Origin of the sequence: Pseudomonas sp. DTU12.1 (assembly GCF_009873475.1) — a bacterium.
Taxonomy (GTDB): domain Bacteria; phylum Pseudomonadota; class Gammaproteobacteria; order Pseudomonadales; family Pseudomonadaceae; genus Aquipseudomonas; species Aquipseudomonas proteolytica.
The window spans coordinates 1365105-1382605 of record NZ_CP045254.1; the positions used below are offsets into that span (position 1 = coordinate 1365105).

General features: G+C 60.3%; 15 protein-coding genes. 11 read left to right on the forward strand and 4 right to left on the reverse strand.

Annotated features, from left to right (window positions below; genetic code table 11):
• Positions 1-15: 15 nt before the first annotated feature.
• The 6 genes from GDV60_RS06040 to GDV60_RS06065 all read left to right on the forward strand — a co-directional run bounded on the left by GDV60_RS06040 (position 16) and on the right by GDV60_RS06065 (position 5672).
• Positions 16-657, forward strand: coding sequence for a tetratricopeptide repeat protein (locus GDV60_RS06040; protein ID WP_029298536.1), 642 nt, complete (start codon positions 16-18; stop codon positions 655-657).
• Positions 650-1801, forward strand: coding sequence for an outer membrane protein assembly factor BamB (gene bamB, locus GDV60_RS06045; RefSeq protein ID WP_029298534.1), 1152 nt, complete (start codon positions 650-652; stop codon positions 1799-1801). Before GDV60_RS06040 ends, bamB begins: the two co-directional genes overlap by 8 nt.
• Before the next feature lie 63 nt (positions 1802-1864).
• Complete coding sequence (locus GDV60_RS06050; RefSeq protein WP_158682871.1) at positions 1865-2038, forward strand: hypothetical protein; 174 nt, start codon at positions 1865-1867, stop codon at positions 2036-2038.
• Positions 2039-2059: 21 nt separating this feature from the next.
• On the forward strand, positions 2060-3529 hold the full coding sequence (gene der, locus GDV60_RS06055; protein ID WP_029298532.1) for a ribosome biogenesis GTPase Der: 1470 nt from the start codon (positions 2060-2062) through the stop codon (positions 3527-3529).
• Positions 3530-3744: 215 nt separating this feature from the next.
• Entirely contained in the window at positions 3745-4893 is a 1149-nt protein-coding gene (locus GDV60_RS06060) for a pyridoxal phosphate-dependent aminotransferase (protein ID WP_159906595.1), read from the forward strand.
• Positions 4881-5672, forward strand: a complete 792-nt coding sequence (locus GDV60_RS06065) for an amidohydrolase (protein ID WP_092237314.1) — start codon at positions 4881-4883, stop codon at positions 5670-5672. Before GDV60_RS06060 ends, GDV60_RS06065 begins: the two co-directional genes overlap by 13 nt.
• Positions 5673-5847: 175 nt before the next feature.
• Here the strand turns inward: GDV60_RS06065 and leuA are convergent, their stop codons facing one another.
• The 4 genes from leuA to GDV60_RS06085 form a co-directional block, all read right to left on the reverse strand.
• Positions 5848-7527, reverse strand: a complete 1680-nt coding sequence (leuA, locus tag GDV60_RS06070) for a 2-isopropylmalate synthase (RefSeq protein WP_029298525.1) — start codon at positions 7525-7527, stop codon at positions 5848-5850.
• Between the two features lie 382 nt (positions 7528-7909).
• Positions 7910-8731, reverse strand: a complete 822-nt coding sequence (locus GDV60_RS06075) for a M23 family metallopeptidase (protein WP_159906597.1) — start codon at positions 8729-8731, stop codon at positions 7910-7912.
• A gap of 3 nt (positions 8732-8734) precedes the next feature.
• Positions 8735-10114: an exodeoxyribonuclease VII large subunit gene (xseA, locus tag GDV60_RS06080; RefSeq protein ID WP_070994742.1), complete on the reverse strand. Its 1380-nt coding sequence runs from the start codon at positions 10112-10114 to the stop codon at positions 8735-8737.
• Positions 10115-10144: 30 nt separating this feature from the next.
• On the reverse strand, positions 10145-11035 hold the full coding sequence (locus GDV60_RS06085) for a LysR family transcriptional regulator (RefSeq protein WP_070994743.1): 891 nt from the start codon (positions 11033-11035) through the stop codon (positions 10145-10147).
• 99 nt (positions 11036-11134) lie between these two features.
• On the opposite strand from GDV60_RS06085, the gene GDV60_RS06090 reads away from it, so the two are divergent.
• From GDV60_RS06090 to GDV60_RS06110, 5 genes are all read left to right on the forward strand, one after another.
• Positions 11135-11902: a sulfite exporter TauE/SafE family protein gene (locus GDV60_RS06090; RefSeq protein ID WP_070994744.1), complete on the forward strand. Its 768-nt coding sequence runs from the start codon at positions 11135-11137 to the stop codon at positions 11900-11902.
• Positions 11903-12039: 137 nt separating this feature from the next.
• Positions 12040-12588: a sugar ABC transporter ATPase gene (locus GDV60_RS06095; protein ID WP_070994745.1), complete on the forward strand. Its 549-nt coding sequence runs from the start codon at positions 12040-12042 to the stop codon at positions 12586-12588.
• A 217-nt stretch (positions 12589-12805) separates the two neighbouring features.
• Positions 12806-14275: an IMP dehydrogenase gene (gene guaB / locus GDV60_RS06100; RefSeq protein WP_070994746.1), complete on the forward strand. Its 1470-nt coding sequence runs from the start codon at positions 12806-12808 to the stop codon at positions 14273-14275.
• Positions 14276-14356: 81 nt separating this feature from the next.
• On the forward strand, positions 14357-15934 hold the full coding sequence (guaA, locus tag GDV60_RS06105; RefSeq protein ID WP_029298509.1) for a glutamine-hydrolyzing GMP synthase: 1578 nt from the start codon (positions 14357-14359) through the stop codon (positions 15932-15934).
• Positions 15935-16241: 307 nt separating this feature from the next.
• Positions 16242-17450, forward strand: coding sequence for a site-specific integrase (locus GDV60_RS06110; protein WP_159909187.1), 1209 nt, complete (start codon positions 16242-16244; stop codon positions 17448-17450).
• The last annotated feature ends 51 nt before the right edge of the window (positions 17451-17501 follow it).

The window sequence follows — 17501 nt, forward strand, 5'->3', positions numbered from 1 at the left end:
TTAAGGAGTATTGGGGTGTCGAGTACTGAAGATGATCAGCTGGCCGAGTTCAAAGACTGGTGGCAGCGTAACGGCAAACCCCTGGTAACTGGCGGCCTGTTGGCGCTGGTGGTGGTGTTCGGTTGGCAGGCGTTCCAGAAGTATCAGAGCAATCAGTCGCAAGGCGCCTCGATGCTCTATCAGCAACTGCTGGAAACCACGCTGACCCCTACTGGCAAGCCTGATCCTGCCCAAGTGGCGGACCTGGCCGGCAAGCTGAAAAACGAATTTGGCGGTAGCACCTACGCCCAATACGGCAGCCTGTTCGTCGCGAAAGTCGCGGTCGATACCGGCAAGCTGGATGACGCAGCCTCCGAACTCAAAGCCATCGCCGACAAGCCGAGCAACCCGACCCTGGGTGAAATCGCACGTCAGCGCCTGGCCCAGGTCCTGGCTGCACAGAACAAGGCCGACGAAGCACTGAAACTGCTCGACGGCGATGCTGACAAGGCATTTGTAGCCACTCGCGAAGAGCTCAAGGGGGACCTGCTGGTCCAATTGGGTCGTACCGACGAAGCCAATGCTGCGTACCAAAAAGCCAAGGCTGCGCTGTCTGATGAAGCAGCGGTCGGTGGCTTACAAATCAAGCTGGACGACTTGGCCAAAGGGGATGCGTGACGTGATCCGTTGGAAACATGCAGCATTGCTGGCTCTGGCCGTTTTGGCCGCGGGTTGCAGCAGCAACAGCAAAAAAGAACTGCCTCCGGCCGAGCTGACCAGCTTCAAGGAAGAAGTGGTCCTGCAAAAGCAGTGGAGCCGCTCCATCGGTGACGGCCAGGGTGATACCTACAACATGTTGGTACCGGCAATCGACGGTGACAACATTGTGGCCGCTGACGTGAATGGTGTCGTGATCTCCATGGACCGCATGAACGGCGACGTCAAGTGGAAGAAAGATCTCGAACTGCCGGTTTCCGGCGCCGTTGGCGTGGGTTACGGCATGGTGATGATCGGCACGCTGAAAGGCGAAGTCGTTGCCCTGGATTCGAGCACCGGTGAAGAGAAATGGCGCGCTCGCGTGACCAGTGAAGTGCTCGCACCGCCTGCCACCAATGGCGATATCGTCGTGGTGCAAACCCAGGATGACCGTGTCATCGGCCTTGACGCCAACACCGGTGAGCAGCGCTGGCTGTACGACAGCACCCCTGCGGTGCTGACATTGCGCGGTACCAGTGGTCCGGTTGTGACCAATAACCTGGCGCTGGCAGGTCTTTCGACCGGTAAAGTGGTCGCCCTGGATACCCAGAACGGCGTGCCGGCCTGGGAATCGCGGGTCGCCATTCCGCAAGGTCGCTCCGAGTTGGACCGTGTCGTGGACATCGACGGTGGCTTGCTGCTGTCGGGTGAAACCCTGTACGTCGCCACTTACCAGGGCCGCGTTGCGGCGCTGGACCTGCAAAGCGGCCGTGTTCTCTGGCAGCGTGATGCCTCCAGCTACGCCGGTGTCGCCCAAGGGTTTGGCAGCGTCTACGTGAGCCTGGCATCCGGTACCGTTGAAAGCGTCGACGAGCGTTCCACCACAGCCCTGTGGAGCAACGACTCGCTGGCTCGCCGTCAACTGTCGGCGCCGGAAGTGTTCTCCAGCTATGTAGCGGTAGGCGACCTGGAAGGTTACCTGCACCTGCTGAGCCAGGTGGACGGGCGCTTTGTCGGCCGTGAACGTATCGACAGCGACGGCCTGCGTGCGCGTCCGCTGGTGGTAGGCAACATGCTTTATGTGTTTGGTAACAGCGGCAAGCTGGAAGCCCTGACCATCAAGTAAGAACTATGCTTGGGGTAACCCCCAGGCGGCCCTACTTCAATACCTGTTGCTGTAGGAGCGAGCTTGCTCGCGAAGGACGTCAACGATAACGCGGGTTTTCTGGATAAACGCGTCGTCCTCGGGTTTTTCGCGAGCAAGCTCGCTCCTACAGTAGCGGGGGCAGAGCAGGGCATGTGGCATTTCAAATGCCGCCCCGAGCACCAGCCGCTGCCTTGCAGCGGCTTTTGTATTTTCTGAAATAACGCAGTGGAGAGCCGCATGGTTCCCGTAATCGCCCTGGTGGGCCGACCTAACGTCGGCAAGTCCACCTTGTTCAACCGCCTGACCAGGACTCGCGACGCCATCGTCGGCGACTTGTCCGGTCTGACCCGTGATCGCCAATACGGTGAGGCAAAGTGGCAAGGGCGCTCCTACATTATTGTCGACACCGGTGGTATCTCCGGTGACGAGCATGGCATGGACGAAAAGATGGCCGAGCAGTCGCTGCTGGCCATTGAAGAAGCCGATGTCGTGTTGTTCCTGGTGGATGCCCGTGCGGGCTACACCGCTGCCGACCAGATGATCGGCGAGCACCTGCGCAAGCGCAACAAGCGTTCCTATCTGATCGCCAACAAGATCGACAACATCGATCCTGAGGCGGCCCGCGCCGAATTCAGCCCGATGGGCCTGGGTGACGCGATCCCGGTCGCCGGTGCCCATGGTCGCGGCATCACCCAGATGCTGGAAATCGCCCTGCGCGACTTCCCCAAGGATGACGCCGACGAAGTTGAAGGCGAAGAAGAGCTCGTTGCCGAAGGTGAGGAAGCCAAGCGCATTCCTGGCCCAAGCGAAAAAGACGGCATCAAGATCGCCATCATTGGCCGTCCGAACGTCGGCAAGTCGACCCTGGTCAACCGCATGCTCGGTGAAGACCGGGTAATCGTCTATGACCAGCCCGGCACCACCCGTGACAGCATCTACATCCCGTTCGAGCGCAACGACGAGAAGTACACGCTGATCGACACCGCCGGTGTGCGCAAGCGCGGCAAGATCCACGAGGAAGTCGAAAAGTTCTCGGTGGTGAAAACCCTGCAGGCGATCAAAGACGCCAACGTGGTGATCTTCGTCATGGACGCCCGCGAAGGCGTGGTCGACCACGACCTCAACCTGCTGGGCTTTGCCCTGGAGGCCGGTCGGGCATTGGTGATCGCGATCAACAAATGGGACGGCATGACCCCGAGCGAGCGTGACTTCGTCAAGGTCGAGCTGCAACGCCGGTTGTTCTTCGTCGACTTCGCCGACATCCACTTTATCTCGGCGCTGCACGGCACCGGCGTGGGCAACCTCTACGCCTCGGTACAGAACTCGTTCAAGTCTGCGGTCACCCGCTGGCCGACCAACCGCCTGACCCAGATACTTGAGGATGCAGTTGGCGAGCACGCGCCGCCGATGGTCAACAACCGCCGGATCAAGCTGCGTTACGCCCACTTGGGTGGTGCCAACCCGCCGATTATCGTGATCCACGGTAACCAGATCGAGAAGGTGCCTAAGTCCTACGTGCGCTACCTGGAAAACACCTACCGTCGTGTCTTGAAGCTGGTCGGTACGCCGATCCGCATCGAGTTCAAAGGTGGCGAGAACCCGTACGAAGGCAACAAGAACAGCCTGACTGACCGCCAAGTGAACAAGAAACGTCGCTTGATGAGCCACAACAAGAAGGCTGACAAAAAGCGTAAAGACCGCCGCTGACTGTGGGGCTGGCTTGTGTGTGCGGGCTTGCCCGCGATAGCGATAGATCAGACACCAACTTGCTGACTGACCCACCGCTACCCAGGCAAGCCAGTACCTATACCAGTTAGGCGTTACCCAAAAAGGGCTCTGAACGAGCCCTTTTTTGTGCCCCACGATTGACCCCTCGGCGCTTGCAGCTTACAACTTGTAACTCACCGTCAGGGGCCCACCGAATGATCACCAGCAAGCTGCCAAACGTCGGCACCACCATCTTCACCACCATGTCGCAACTCGCTGCGCAAACCGGCGCGCTGAACCTGTCCCAGGGCTTCCCCGATTTCAACGGCCCCCAGGCCTTGCTCGACGCGGTGGGCAAACATGTTGCCAACGGTCATAACCAATACGCGCCAATGACCGGTCTACCGGCCCTGCGCCAGCAAGTGGCGGCCAAGGTCGCCCGCAGCTACGGCGTGCAGGTTGATCCCGACAGCGAGGTGACCATCACCCCCGGCGCCACCCAGGCGATCTTCTGTGCGATCCAGGCGGTGATCCGCAGCGGTGATGAAGTCATCGTCTTCGCCCCGTGCTACGACAGCTACGAGCCCTCTGTGGAGTTGGCCGGCGGTCGTTGTGTGCATGTGCCATTGGGGCTGGCGGACTTCAGCCTGGATTTCGAGCAGATCAAGGCCGCGCTATCACCGCGCACGCGCATGATCATCCTCAACACCCCGCACAACCCCAGCGGTGCCCTGATCAGCCGTGCCGAGCTGGACCAGTTGGCCGAGCTGATCCGTGACCGCGATATCTATCTGGTCAGCGATGAGGTCTACGAACACCTGGTATTCGATGGCGTGCCCCACGTCAGCGTCCTGGCCCACGAGGAGCTGTATCAGCGTGCGTTCGTGGTCAGCTCTTTTGGCAAGACCTACCACGTCACCGGCTGGAAAACCGGTTACGTGGTTGCGCCTGCGGCCTTGAGCGCCGAACTGCGCAAGGTGCATCAATACGTCAGCTTCTGCGGCGTGACGCCGTTGCAGTTCGCCCTGGCCGACTTTATGGCCGAGCACCCTGAACACGTCGAGGAGCTACCGGCTTTTTACCAGGCCAAGCGTGACCTGTTCTGCGATCTGCTGGCCCCCTCGCGTTTCAGTTTCACGCGGGTGGCCGGTACTTACTTTCAACTGGTGGATTACTCACAGATTCGCCCGGACCTGGATGACGTGGCCATGTCGCTGTGGATGACCCGCGAACATGGCGTGGCGACGATTCCGGTCTCGGTGTTCTACCAGACCCCACCCCAAGGCCAGCGCCTGGTGCGCCTGTGCTTTGCCAAACGCGAGGAGACGCTGCGCCAAGCAGCCGAGAAACTATGCGTGATCTGAGTGCGTTACCCGATCTGAACATCGCCCTGGTTCAGACCACCCTGGCCTGGCATGACCGCCAGGCCAACCTGGAGCATTTCGAGTTGCTGCTGGAGCAAGCCAGGGGCGCCGACTTGATCGTGCTGCCGGAAATGTTCACCACCGGTTTTTCCATGGAGTCCGAAGCCCTGGCCGAAGCCGAAAACGGCCCGACCCATGAGTGGCTCAAGGTCCAGGCGCAGCAGTACAACTCGGTCATTACCGGCAGCGTGATTATCCAGGCCGCCGATGGCAGTCACCGCAACCGCCTGTTATGGGCGCGACCCGATGGCGAGGTGTTGCACTACGACAAGCGGCACCTGTTTCGCATGGCGGGTGAGCACAATCACTACACCCCGGGCGAGCGCCAGGTGCAGTTCGAGCTCAAGGGCTGGCGGATTCGCCCGCTGATCTGCTACGACCTGCGCTTCCCGGTGTGGAGTCGTGATGCCCAGGATACGGACCTGTTGTTGTACACCGCCAATTGGCCGGGGGCACGGCGCCAGCACTGGAACCGCCTGTTGCCGGCGCGGGCCATCGAGAACTTGTGCTATGTGGCGGCGGTAAACCGGGTGGGGACGGACGGCAAGGGGTTTGCTTACACGGGGGACAGCCAAGTCCTCGACTTCCAGGGCGAAAGCCTGTTGAGCGCAGGGGAGGCGGACGGGGTGTTCCAGGTCTGCCTGGAGGCGGCGCAATTGGCTGAATATCGCCAGAGGTTTCCGGCGAACCTGGATGCCGATAGCTTTCAGTTTGTCTGATAAATCTTTGGTGTCTGGGGGATAGCTATCGCGGGCAAGCCCGCTCCCACAGGGAAATGCATTCCAAATGTGGGAGCGGGCTTGCCCGCGATAGGGCCATCAGCACCACGCCAGCCCCCAAAGTAAAAAGGCCCCTGGATTCGCATCCAGGGGCCTTTGGCTTTTCAGCGGTCAGTTACGCCGCTTTCGCTTCCAGCTGGCTCAACGAGCGGTTCAGCGCGCTGAACACCGCCTTGAAGCTGGCCGTAGTGATGTTTTCATCAATCCCCACGCCATGCACCGGACGCTCGCCGTTCACGCGCAGTTCGATGTAAGCCGCAGCCTTGGCGTTAGTACCTGCGCCGATCGCGTGCTCGTTGTAGTCCATGATCTCGACACCAATCGGCAGGCCGGCCACCAACGCTTCCAGCGCGCCGTTGCCTTTGCCGTGCCAGCGCAGGTTGGTTTCACCCTGGCCCTTGCCGGAGACTTCAACTTCTACCGAGCTGTTGCCGTTTTCTTCCTGCAAGCGGTGGCTGACCAGCGCGTACGGGGTGTTGGCTTGCAGGTATTCACGCTGCAGCAACGCATGGATCTGCGAGGCGGTCATCTCCAGGCCCACGCGGTCGGTTTCGGCCTGGACTACCTGGCTGAACTCGATCTGCATGCGGCGTGGCAAGCTGATGCCGTATTCCTGTTCCAGCAGGTAAGCGATACCGCCCTTGCCCGACTGGCTGTTGACGCGGATCACCGCTTCGTAGCTGCGGCCAATATCGGCCGGGTCGATTGGCAAGTACGGCACTTCCCACAAGGCATCCGGTTTCTGCTGGGCGAAGCCTTTGCGGATTGCATCCTGGTGCGAGCCGGAGAACGCGGTGTGGACCAGATCGCCCACATACGGGTGACGTGGGTGCACCGGGATCTGGTTGCACTCCTCGACCACTTTGCGCACGCCGTCGATATCGGAGAAGTCCAACTCAGGGTTTACGCCCTGGGTGTAGAGGTTCAAGGCGACGGTGACGAGGTCGACGTTACCAGTACGCTCGCCGTTGCCGAACAGGCAACCTTCGACACGGTCGGCACCCGCCATCAGGCCCAGCTCGGTGGCGGCGACGCCAGTGCCACGGTCGTTGTGGGTGTGCAGGCTGATGATCACGCTGTCACGACGGTTGATATGGCGACCGAACCACTCGATCTGGTCGGCATAGATGTTCGGCGTGGCGCATTCCACGGTGGCCGGCAGGTTGAGGATCATCTTGTGCTCGGGCGTCGGGTTCCACACCTCGATCACTGCGTCACATACTTCCTTGGCGAACTCCAGCTCAGTGGCGCTGAAGGTCTCTGGCGAGTACTCGAAAGTCCACTGGGTTTCCGGCTGCTGGGCGGCGTACTTGACGAAGAGCTTGGCGGCGTCGACCGCGATGGCCTTGATCCCGTCCTTGTCCTGATTGAACACGATACGGCGGAAGGACGGCGAGGTGGCGTTGTACAAGTGCACGATGGCTTTCTTGGCGCCGCGCAAGGATTCGAAAGTACGCGCGATCAAGTCTTCACGGCCCTGGGTCAGCACCTGGATGGTGGTGTCCTCGGGGATATGGTTGTCTTCGATCAGGGTGCGTACGAAGTCGAAGTCAGTCTGCGAAGCGGCCGGGAACGAGGCTTCGATCTCTTTCACGCCCACCGAGACCAGGGTTTTCCAGAAACGCAGTTTCTTCACGGCGTCCATCGGTTCGATCAACGACTGGTTGCCGTCGCGCAAGTCGGAACTGCACCAGATCGGCGCGGTGGTGATGGTCTTCGACGGCCAGGTACGATCCGGGATATCAATGGTCGGGAACGCGCGGTATTTCGAAGACGGGTCTTTGAGCATGCTCATCAGAAGAATCCTTGTTGTAGGGCCGAGAAGAGGCGGCCTGCCAGAAAGCGTTTATTAGGGATGCAAACCGGGGACGAGGCAGATCGATTCAGCCTGGCAGTCGTGCGCTGACGAGGCAAAGGCTGCGGTGCTGGCGGAGCTGAATGAGGGTGTGAGAGGTTTTCATAAGCTCAACCCTAACCGGCGAGGTGAAAGATGGCAAGCAGTCGGAAAAAATTGAGAGAAGTTCTGCTATTGCTCTGGTAAACGAGATTTTATGGTGAGTAAAGTCTGGAAGCTTTGTTTTATTTGCGTGAGGGTTTGCAGATGCGCAATCAGTGCAGACTGATTTGGCGCCATCGCGTGCAAGCCTGCGATGACGCCAGTCTGCCCCGCGATCAGATCAAGGCTGGAACGCCCCTATAAAGATCGCCGGGTCCACCCGCGCATCATTCAAGCTGATATTCCAATGCATATGCGGCCCGGTCGCCCGGCCAGTCGAACCGACCTTGCCAACCACCGCCCCGCGCACCAGTTGCTGGCCCACCTGCACATCAATCTTCGACATATGGCAGAACATGCTGATAAAGCCCTGGCCATGGTCGACGAACACCGTGTTGCCGTTAAAGAAGTAGTTCCCCACCAGAATCACCTTGCCATTGGCCGGGGTCTTGATCGGCGTGCCAGCGGGCACCGCGAAGTCCAGGCCCGAGTGCGGGTTGCGTTCTTCACCGTTGAAGAAGCGGCGCACGCCGAACTTGCTGGACAGCGGGCCGTTCACTGGCTTGTCCAGCACCAGGTTGCTCGGCAGGTTCGGGCTGAAGCTGCGGTAAGCCTTGAGCTGCACGGCCAGCTCGCCCTCGATGCGCTTGAGTTGCGCAGGCTCGGGGTTGACCTGGCTTTTGTTCTTCAGGGTGATGCGCTGTTCTGGATACTTCTTGAAACCGACGATAAACGGCAGGTTGCGCCCACCACTGCTAATGCGCTCGTTACCGGGCTTGACCGTCAGCGGGATGCCGACAATCGCCAGCCAGTTGTCCTGTTCCTTGACCACTAGCACCGGTTTGCCCTGATAAGTGGCTTTTGGCGCGACGGCCCCAGGGCCCAGGTCGACCACGGCCACGCCACCGGGCACCGGCTTGTTCAGGGTGCGGGTGATGTAGCTGTCGGCGTGGGCGTTAAAAGCGAGGCACAGCAGCAGCAACAGGCTAAATAGACGAGGCATCAATCAATCCAGTAATGAAAGGGTGACGGGTGTCAGGTGGTTATCTTCCACCCGCACTTGCAGTTGGCCCTCACCGAGACGCGCGGTCAGGCGCTGGCCGGTGTGGGTTTGCGCAGCATTGCGAATGGCCTGGCCGCGCTCGTCCAGCAGGATGCTGTAGCCACGGCCCAGGGTCGCCAGCGGGCTGACCACCTGCAACGTCTGCACCTGGCTTTGCAGTTGCAGGCGGCGCGCCTTGAGACCTTCGCGCATGGCCCGGGGCAGGCGCTCGGCGAGGCTGTCCAGGCGCTGGCGCAGCAGGGCCAGTTGGCGCCCCGGGTGCTGGCCGGCCAGGCGGGTTTCGAGGCGGATCAGGCGTTCGCGACGGGTATTGAGGCTGCGCTCGAACGCCCTGCGCAGGCGCATATCCAGGTCATCCAGGCGCTGGGCCTGCTGGCGCAGACGCTCACCGGGGTGACGCAGGCGCCGGGCCATGCCTTCCAGGCGCAGGCGGTCGTGGGTCAGGCGATTGCGCATCAACATCACCAGGCGCCGGTGCAGGCTTTCGACCTGGCGTACCAGGTTGCTGGCATCCGGCGCCAGCAACTCAGCGGCAGCCGAGGGCGTGGGGGCGCGCACATCGGCCACGAAGTCACTGATGGATACATCGGTTTCATGGCCAACCGCACTGACGATAGGCGTGACACACGCATCGATGGCACGGGCCACGGCTTCTTCGTTGAAACACCAGAGGTCTTCCAGCGAGCCGCCGCCACGGGCGAGGATCAGCGCATCAAAGCCCCGGGCATCCGCCAGCTTGAGGGCGCGGACAATCTGCGCCACGGCCTCGCGGCCCTGCACGGCGGTGGGGATCAGGGTCAGCTGCACGTTTGGTGCACGGCGGGCGAATACACTGATGATGTCGCGAATCACCGCGCCGGTGGGTGAACTGATAATGCCGATGCGGCGCGGATGGGCCGGCAGCGGCACCTTGCGCTCGGCACTGAACAGCCCTTCGGCGCTGAGCTTTTCCTTCAAGGCATCGAAGGCCAGGCGCAGCGCACCATCGCCGGCTGGCTCTACAGTGTCGAGGATCAACTGGTAGTCGCCACGCCCCTCGAACAGCGAGACCTTGCCCCGCACCTTGACCGCCAGGCCATCCTTCAATGCCTGGCGCACGCGCGCGGCGTTGTTGCGAAACAGCGCGCACCGTACCTGCGCGCCGCTGTCCTTGAGGGTGAAATACACATGCCCAGAGGCCGGGCGGGCGAGGTTGGAGATCTCGCCTTCGACCCAGATATTGGTGAACACGTCCTCGAGCAACACCCGAGCGCGGCCGTTGAGTTGGCTGACAGTCAGGACCTCGCGGTCCAGGCCCAGGCGGGCAAACGGGTCTTTCATCATGGCAAGAGATCTTTAGTCATGGGCGGCAGTTTATAGGCATTCGGCCAGTGTTTGACAGAACTGCGCAACCAACGCGCTCGGCGCCTGCGCACAGGCCAGGGCCACTGTGCTGTGGCAATCAGGGTCGGCCAGGGGCAGGAAGTGAATGTTGGCCGGGGCGATATCACGCATCGACTCGGGCAGCAGCGCAATACCAAATCCAGCCTGGATCAACTGCAGTTGGGTGGTCTTGCGCGACATCACCCGCGCGGCCTTGGGGAAAAATCCGGCACGCATGCACAACTCGGCCGACAGGTAACTCAGGCCGCCGCGTTGTGGATGGGGGATCGAAATAAAGGCTTGGTCTTTCAATTGCGCCAGTTCAATGGCCGAGGAATGCCGGGCCAAAGGGTGGGTAGGAGGTACAGCCAGCAGCAGTGGCTCTTTATACAGAGGCACGATGCGCACCCCTTCGCGCTGGCGCAGCACCGGCAGGCGCAGCAGGCCGACCTCCAGCCGACCGTCGGCAATGTCCTCCAACTGCGCTTCTGAGGACAGTTTGACGATATCCATCGACACCCCGGGACACTGCTCCAGCCAGGCGCTGATCCCGCGCAGGACGCGCCCGCTCATCGGCACCGTGCTGGAGTGGCTCAGGCGCAGCGTGCCGAGTTGGCCGTGGCCGACCTGGGTCGCCAATTCACTGGCCTTGTGCAACTCGCCCAGCAGGTTGCGCGCCCGTGGATAAAACGCCTCGCCGGCGGCCGTCAGGCGCGGGAGGCGGGCGGTGCGCTCGAACAGTGGGGTTTGCAGGAGGGTTTCCAACTCCTTGATCTGCCGGCTGAGGGCCGATTGCGCGACAAACAGGCGTTCGGCGGCGGCGCTGAAGCTGCCGCTCTCGGCTATTTCGACGAAGTAACGCAGTTGTCGGGTAGAAATCACCAGTCATGCCTTTTTGAGATAGATGGATGGCTTTGAAGATATTAGTCGCAACACATCAGCTTGGCTAAAGTGAGGGCCATCGCTAACAAGGAATATTTCATGAGCCTGGTTGAATTGATGGCGCAGTGGTCGTTTGGTCCGGTGGATTGGCTGGTGATTGGCCTGGGGATCACCCTGGCCTATATCGTGTTTGGCATCGCCGGCTTCGGCACGGCACTGGTGGCCGGGCCGATCCTGATTATGTTCATGCCGCTGTCGAAGATCATTCCGTTGCTGGTGCTGCTGGATTTCGTCGCGGCCTTTGGCAACCTGCTGCAATCGCGGCGGGATGTGGTCAAGCCGGAGCTATTGCGGTTACTGCCGTGCATGGCCATCGGCTGCACCCTTGGTGTGATCTTCTTGCTTAACCTGCATTCGGACCTGCTCCTGCTGTTGATGGGCCTGTTTATCAGCGCCTATGCCATTTACAGCCTGGCGGTAAAGGCCAAGCCCACAGCTTTGGCTGCCGGATGGTCGGTGCCCATGGGCGTAGTGGGCGGGTTGTTTGGGGCCTTGTTTGGCAGTGGCGGCTTTTTGTATGCGATTTATCTGAACAGCCGCCTGCCCAAGGACGGCGCGCGAGCCACCCAAAGTGCGTTGATCAGCGCGAGCACGGTGGTACGCCTGAGTTTGTTTTTGATCGCCGGGGTGTATGCCCAATTGCCCTTGCTGCTGCTGGCGGTGTGCCTGCTGCCGGCGATGGCCCTGGGGCTGTGGGCGGGGCGCAGGTTGACCCTGCGCATGTCCCGCGAGGCGTTTGTGCGGTTGGTGACGTGGCTGGTGCTGGCCAGTGGCATAGCGTTGATTGGGCGGTATTTGAGTACTTGACCTGTGGGTGGCAGGGATTAAGCTGCCGGGCTCTAGGGCCTTATCGCGGGCAAGCCCGGCTCCCACATTGGTATGCGATCAACTGTGGGAGCCGGGCTTGCCCGCGATGAGGCCAGCAGCCACACCGCAGGACTCCCATGAATTCCCAAAGCATCCTTGTCCCGAAAATCTCCACCTTGCCCGTCCACGAACCCCGCGCCCGGGCCATCGTGCGCTGGCTGGTGCGCAAGAACATCATCAAGGAAGAACTGACCACCTGTGGCCGCACCGGCAACCGCATGGGCTATGCCCTGGCCGACGGCGCCCGCGCCGTGGTGTTGCACCCCGAGGCGTTGCCATTCAACGAGCCGGTCAATGGCCTGGAAATCATCTACAAGCGTTGCATCTATACCCCGGCCAAGGGGTTTCTCGAAGAAGCCGGCTGCCCGCAATGCCTTAAAGAAGTCGGCGAGGCGCTGTTCGAGAGCCTGGAAGACTGGATGCCCGGCCATACCGACAACTTCACCTGCCCGCTGTGTGGGCATGAAGATGACATCAACGGGTTTCTATTCTTGCAGGAGTGCGGCTTTTCCAACCTGGGCTTCATCTTCAACAACTGGGCCGAAGCGGGCTTCAAGCAGAGCTTTATCGACGAATTTGCCGACTGGCTCGACCAGAAAATCAGCTGGGTCAAAGTTGAATTGTAGGCGCGAGCTTGCTCGCGAAAATCGTCAACGATAATGCTGGCTGGCTGGTTTTGCGCGGTGCATTCACGATCTTCGCGAGCAAGCTCGCTCCTACCGAAAGGCGGCGTGTTTTACCCATCTATCAGTATTACCAAGTTTGTCAGAGTTTTACATTGAGCCCGGCAGGGCGCATGTATATAATGGCGCGCTTCCATTTTCCCGCTCGGGAGCCCCCGCGATGCTGCGTATCAGCCAAGAAGCTCTGACATTCGACGACATTCTCCTAGTGCCCGGTTACTCCGAGGTGCTTCCTAACGAAGTCAGTCTCAAGACCCGCCTAACCCGTGGCATCGAGCTGAATATTCCCCTGGTTTCCGCTGCCATGGACACCGTCACCGAAGCCCGTTTGGCAATCGCCATGGCTCAGGAAGGCGGCATCGGCATCATCCACAAGAACATGACCATCGACCAGCAAGCTGCCGAAGTGCGCAAGGTCAAGCGTTATGAAGCCGGTGTGGTGAAAGATCCGATCACCATCGAAGCCGACGCCACCGTACGCGACCTGTTCGACCTGACCCGCCTGCACAACATCTCCGGTGTTCCAGTGCTGCACGATGGCGACCTGGTCGGCATCGTCACCTCCCGTGACGTGCGCTTCGAAAACCGTCTTGAAGTCACCGTCCGTGAAGTGATGACGCCTAAAGAGCGCCTGGTCACTGTCAAGGAAGGCGCCGACAAGAACGATGTGCGTGAACTGCTGCACAAGCACCGCATCGAGCGCGTGCTGATCGTCGACGACAAATTCGCCCTCAAGGGCATGATGACCGTCAACGACATCGAAAAAGCCAAGGCCTACCCGCTTGCCAGCAAGGATGACCAAGGTCGTCTGCGCGTTGGCGCCGCCGTTGGTACCGGTAAAGACACCGGCGACCGCGTTTCGGCCCTGGTCGCTGCCGGTGTTGACGTGGTGGTGGTCGACACTGCCCACGGTCACTCCAAAGGCGTGATCGACCGCGTACGCTGGGTCAAGCAGAACTTCCCTGACGTGCAGGTGATCGGCGGCAACATCGCCACCGGCGCTGCCGCCAAGGCCCTGGCCGAAGCCGGCGCTGACGCAGTCAAGGTCGGTATCGGCCCAGGCTCGATCTGCACCACGCGTATCGTCGCCGGTGTGGGCGTGCCGCAAATCAGCGCCATCGCCAATGTTGCCGCTGCCCTTGAAGGCACTGGCGTACCATTGATCGCCGACGGCGGCATCCGTTTCTCCGGTGACCTGTCCAAGGCCATCGTAGCCGGTGCTTCCTGCGTGATGATGGGCTCGATGTTCGCAGGTACCGAAGAAGCGCCAGGCGAGATCGAACTGTTCCAGGGCCGTTCCTACAAGGCTTACCGCGGCATGGGTTCGCTGGGCGCCATGTCCCAGGCGCAAGGATCTTCCGATCGCTACTTCCAGGACTCCTCGGCAGGCGCCGAGAAGCTCGTCCCGGAAGGCATCGAAGGCCGTGTGCCGTACAAGGGCACCCTGAGCGCCATCATCCATCAACTGATGGGCGGCCTGCGTTCCTCGATGGGCTACACCGGCAGCGCCGACATCGAAGAAATGCGCACCAAGCCAGAGTTCGTACGGATCACCGGCGCCGGCATGGCTGAATCCCATGTCCACGACGTGCAGATCACCAAGGAAGCGCCAAACTACCGCGTAGGTTGAGGCTTCCAGCAAAACGTTAAGTAACCGGGGCTGTTCTTTCAGCCCCGAGTTGTTTCTGATTCATTAGACGAGACTGACTTCATGGCCCTCGACATTCACGCCCACCGTATCCTGATCCTCGACTTCGGTTCCCAGTACACCCAACTGATCGCCCGCCGCGTGCGTGAAATCGGCGTGTACTGCGAGCTGCATCCGTTCGATATGGATGACGAAGCGATCCGCGAATTCGCCCCTAAAGGCGTCATCCTCGCCGGTGGCCCCGAGTCCGTGCACGAAGCTAACAGCCCGCGCTGCCCGCAAGCGGTGTTTGACCTGGGCGTGCCGGTCTTCGGTATCTGCTACGGCATGCAGACCATGGCCGAGCAACTGGGCGGCAAGGTCGAAGGCTCCGAGCTGCGTGAATTCGGTTATGCCCGTGTGGACGTGGTCGGCAAGAGCCGCCTGCTGGACGGCATCGAAGACCACGTCGACGCCGACGGCCTGTTCGGCCTCGACGTCTGGATGAGCCACGGTGACAAGGTCACCAGGATGCCGGAAGACTTCCACATCCTGGCCAGCACCCCGAGCTGCCCGATTGCCGGCATGTTCAGCGACGAGCGTCGTTACTACGGCGTGCAGTTCCACCCGGAAGTGACCCACACCAAGCAAGGCGGGCGCATCCTGTCGCGCTTCATCCTCGACATCTGCGAGTGTGAAGCCCTGTGGACCCCGTCGAAAATCGCTGAAGACGCCATCGCCAACGTGCGCGCCCAGGTCGGTACCGACAACGTGTTGCTGGGCCTGTCCGGCGGCGTTGACTCCTCCGTGGTTGCCGCGCTGCTGCACAAGGCGATTGGCGACCAACTGACCTGCGTCTTCGTCGACAACGGTCTGCTGCGCCTGCACGAAGGTGAACAAGTGATGGCCATGTTTGCCGAGAACATGGGCGTCAAGGTGATCCGCGCCAACGCCGAGGACCAGTTCCTCAACAACCTGGCCGGTGAGTCGGACCCGGAGAAGAAGCGCAAGATCATCGGTCGCACCTTCATCGACGTCTTCGATGCCCAGTCCAACAAACTGGATAACATCAAGTACCTCGCCCAGGGCACCATCTACCCCGACGTGATCGAGTCGGCTGGCGCCAAGAGCGGCAAGGCCCACGTGATCAAGTCCCACCACAACGTGGGTGGCCTGCCTGAGGAAATGAACCTCAAGCTGGTAGAACCGCTGCGCGAACTGTTCAAGGACGAAGTCCGCCGTCTGGGCCTGGAACTGGGCCTGCCGTACGACATGGTCTACCGCCACCCATTCCCGGGCCCGGGCCTGGGCGTGCGCATCCTCGGTGAAGTGAAGAAGGAATACGCCGACCTGCTGCGTCGTGCCGACCACATCTTCATCGAAGAACTGCGCAAGGCCGACTGGTACCACAAGGTCAGCCAGGCCTTCGTGGTGTTCCAGCCAGTGAAGTCGGTTGGTGTTGTAGGCGATGGCCGTCGTTACGCGTGGGTCGTGGCCCTGCGTGCGGTAGAAACCATCGACTTCATGACCGCCCGCTGGGCGCACCTGCCGTACGAACTGCTGGAGACTGTCAGCGGCCGTATCATCAATGAGATCGAAGGTATTTCGCGCGTGACGTATGACGTGTCGAGCAAGCCGCCGGCGACGATTGAGTGGGAATGATTGCGTTGCCGGGATTTGCCGGTACTTGCTAGCGAAAATCCCCTGAAGCCCGCGTGATTGCGGGCTTTTGGCTTTTTGGGGCTGGCAAATAAAGGCAGCTTCGTGCATCGCCAAGCACCGTGCTTATGTGGCATGGTACGGGGCATTGACTGAGCCAAATGCCATGCTTGGTGCTCGATACCATGTCGCCCTAGTAGAGGTGGGCATGGTATCAAATCTCACCATCAGCCCGGTTTCATTGGGTTTTATCGTGGTGCATGAGTACTTTTCTGAGCATGGTATTTTTTCCATGGAATCCGTAACTGCCATGCTGACCGATACCAAGCTGCGTAACCTCAAACCGCAAGAAAATCTCTACAAGGTGAACGACCGCGACGGGCTGTACGTGGCCGTCACTGCTGCCGGTTACATCTCATTTCGTTACAACTACTCAATCAATGGCCGTCAGGAGACCATCACCTTCGGTCGTTATGGCGTGGGTGGCATCACACTTGCGGAAGCCAGAGAGCGCCTGGGCGAGGCTAAAAAGATGGTTTCGGCGGGTAAGTCACCTGCCAAAGAGAAAGCCCGTGCCAAGGCACGCACCAAAGGGGCAGAGACGTTTGATGCGTGGGCTGAGAAATGGCTGCGTGGGTATCAGATGGCTGACTCAACCCGGGACATGCGCCGATCGGTTTACGAGCGCGAGCTAAAGCCGCACTTCGGTAATCAGAAACTGGTGGAAATCAATCATGAGGATCTGCGGACGCTGACAGATGCAATTGTGGTGCGTGGAGCTCCAGCTACGGCCGTGCACTCCCGCGAGATTGTGATGCAGGTGTTCCGATGGGCGATAGAGCGTGGCCAGAAGGTTGAGAATCCGGCTGATCTGGTGCGTCCTGCAAGCATCGCTAAATTCGAGCCACGTGATCGCGCTCTAGGGCCTGACGAAATCGCTTTGATGTATCAGTACCTGGACCGCATCGGCACTGCCTCATCCGTGAGAGTCGCCGCTAAGCTGCTGTTGCTGACCATGGTTCGCAAAAGTGAATTGACCAACGCTACCTGGAACGAAATCAATTTCAGCGAAGCCCTATGGACCATTCCGAAAGAGCGGATGAAGCGCCGCAACCCCCATTTGGTGTTCTTATCTCAGCAGGCTTTGGATTTCTTCATTGCATTGAAGACGTTTGCCGGTGGTTCAGATTACGTCTTCCCCTCCAGGTACGATTCTGATTTGCCGATGAGTACCGCGACGATCAATCAGGTGCTGACGCTGACCTACCGGCTTGCGCAGAAAGAAGGGCAACCGTTGAGCAAGTTCGGACCGCATGATTTGAGACGCACAGCGAGCACGCTGCTGCATGAGGCGGGTTACAACTCAGACTGGATTGAGAAGTGCCTTGCGCACGAGCAGAAGGGTGTAAGGGCCGTCTACAACAAAGCTGAATACCGTGATCAGCGTCGGGCGATGTTGCAGGATTGGGCGGATATGATTGACGAGTGGACGCGCAAAAAAACGCGTTCAGAGAGTTGAGTTCGTTTTTAATAATGGGATAAGCGGGAGCTGATCTATTTTTCTCTATCA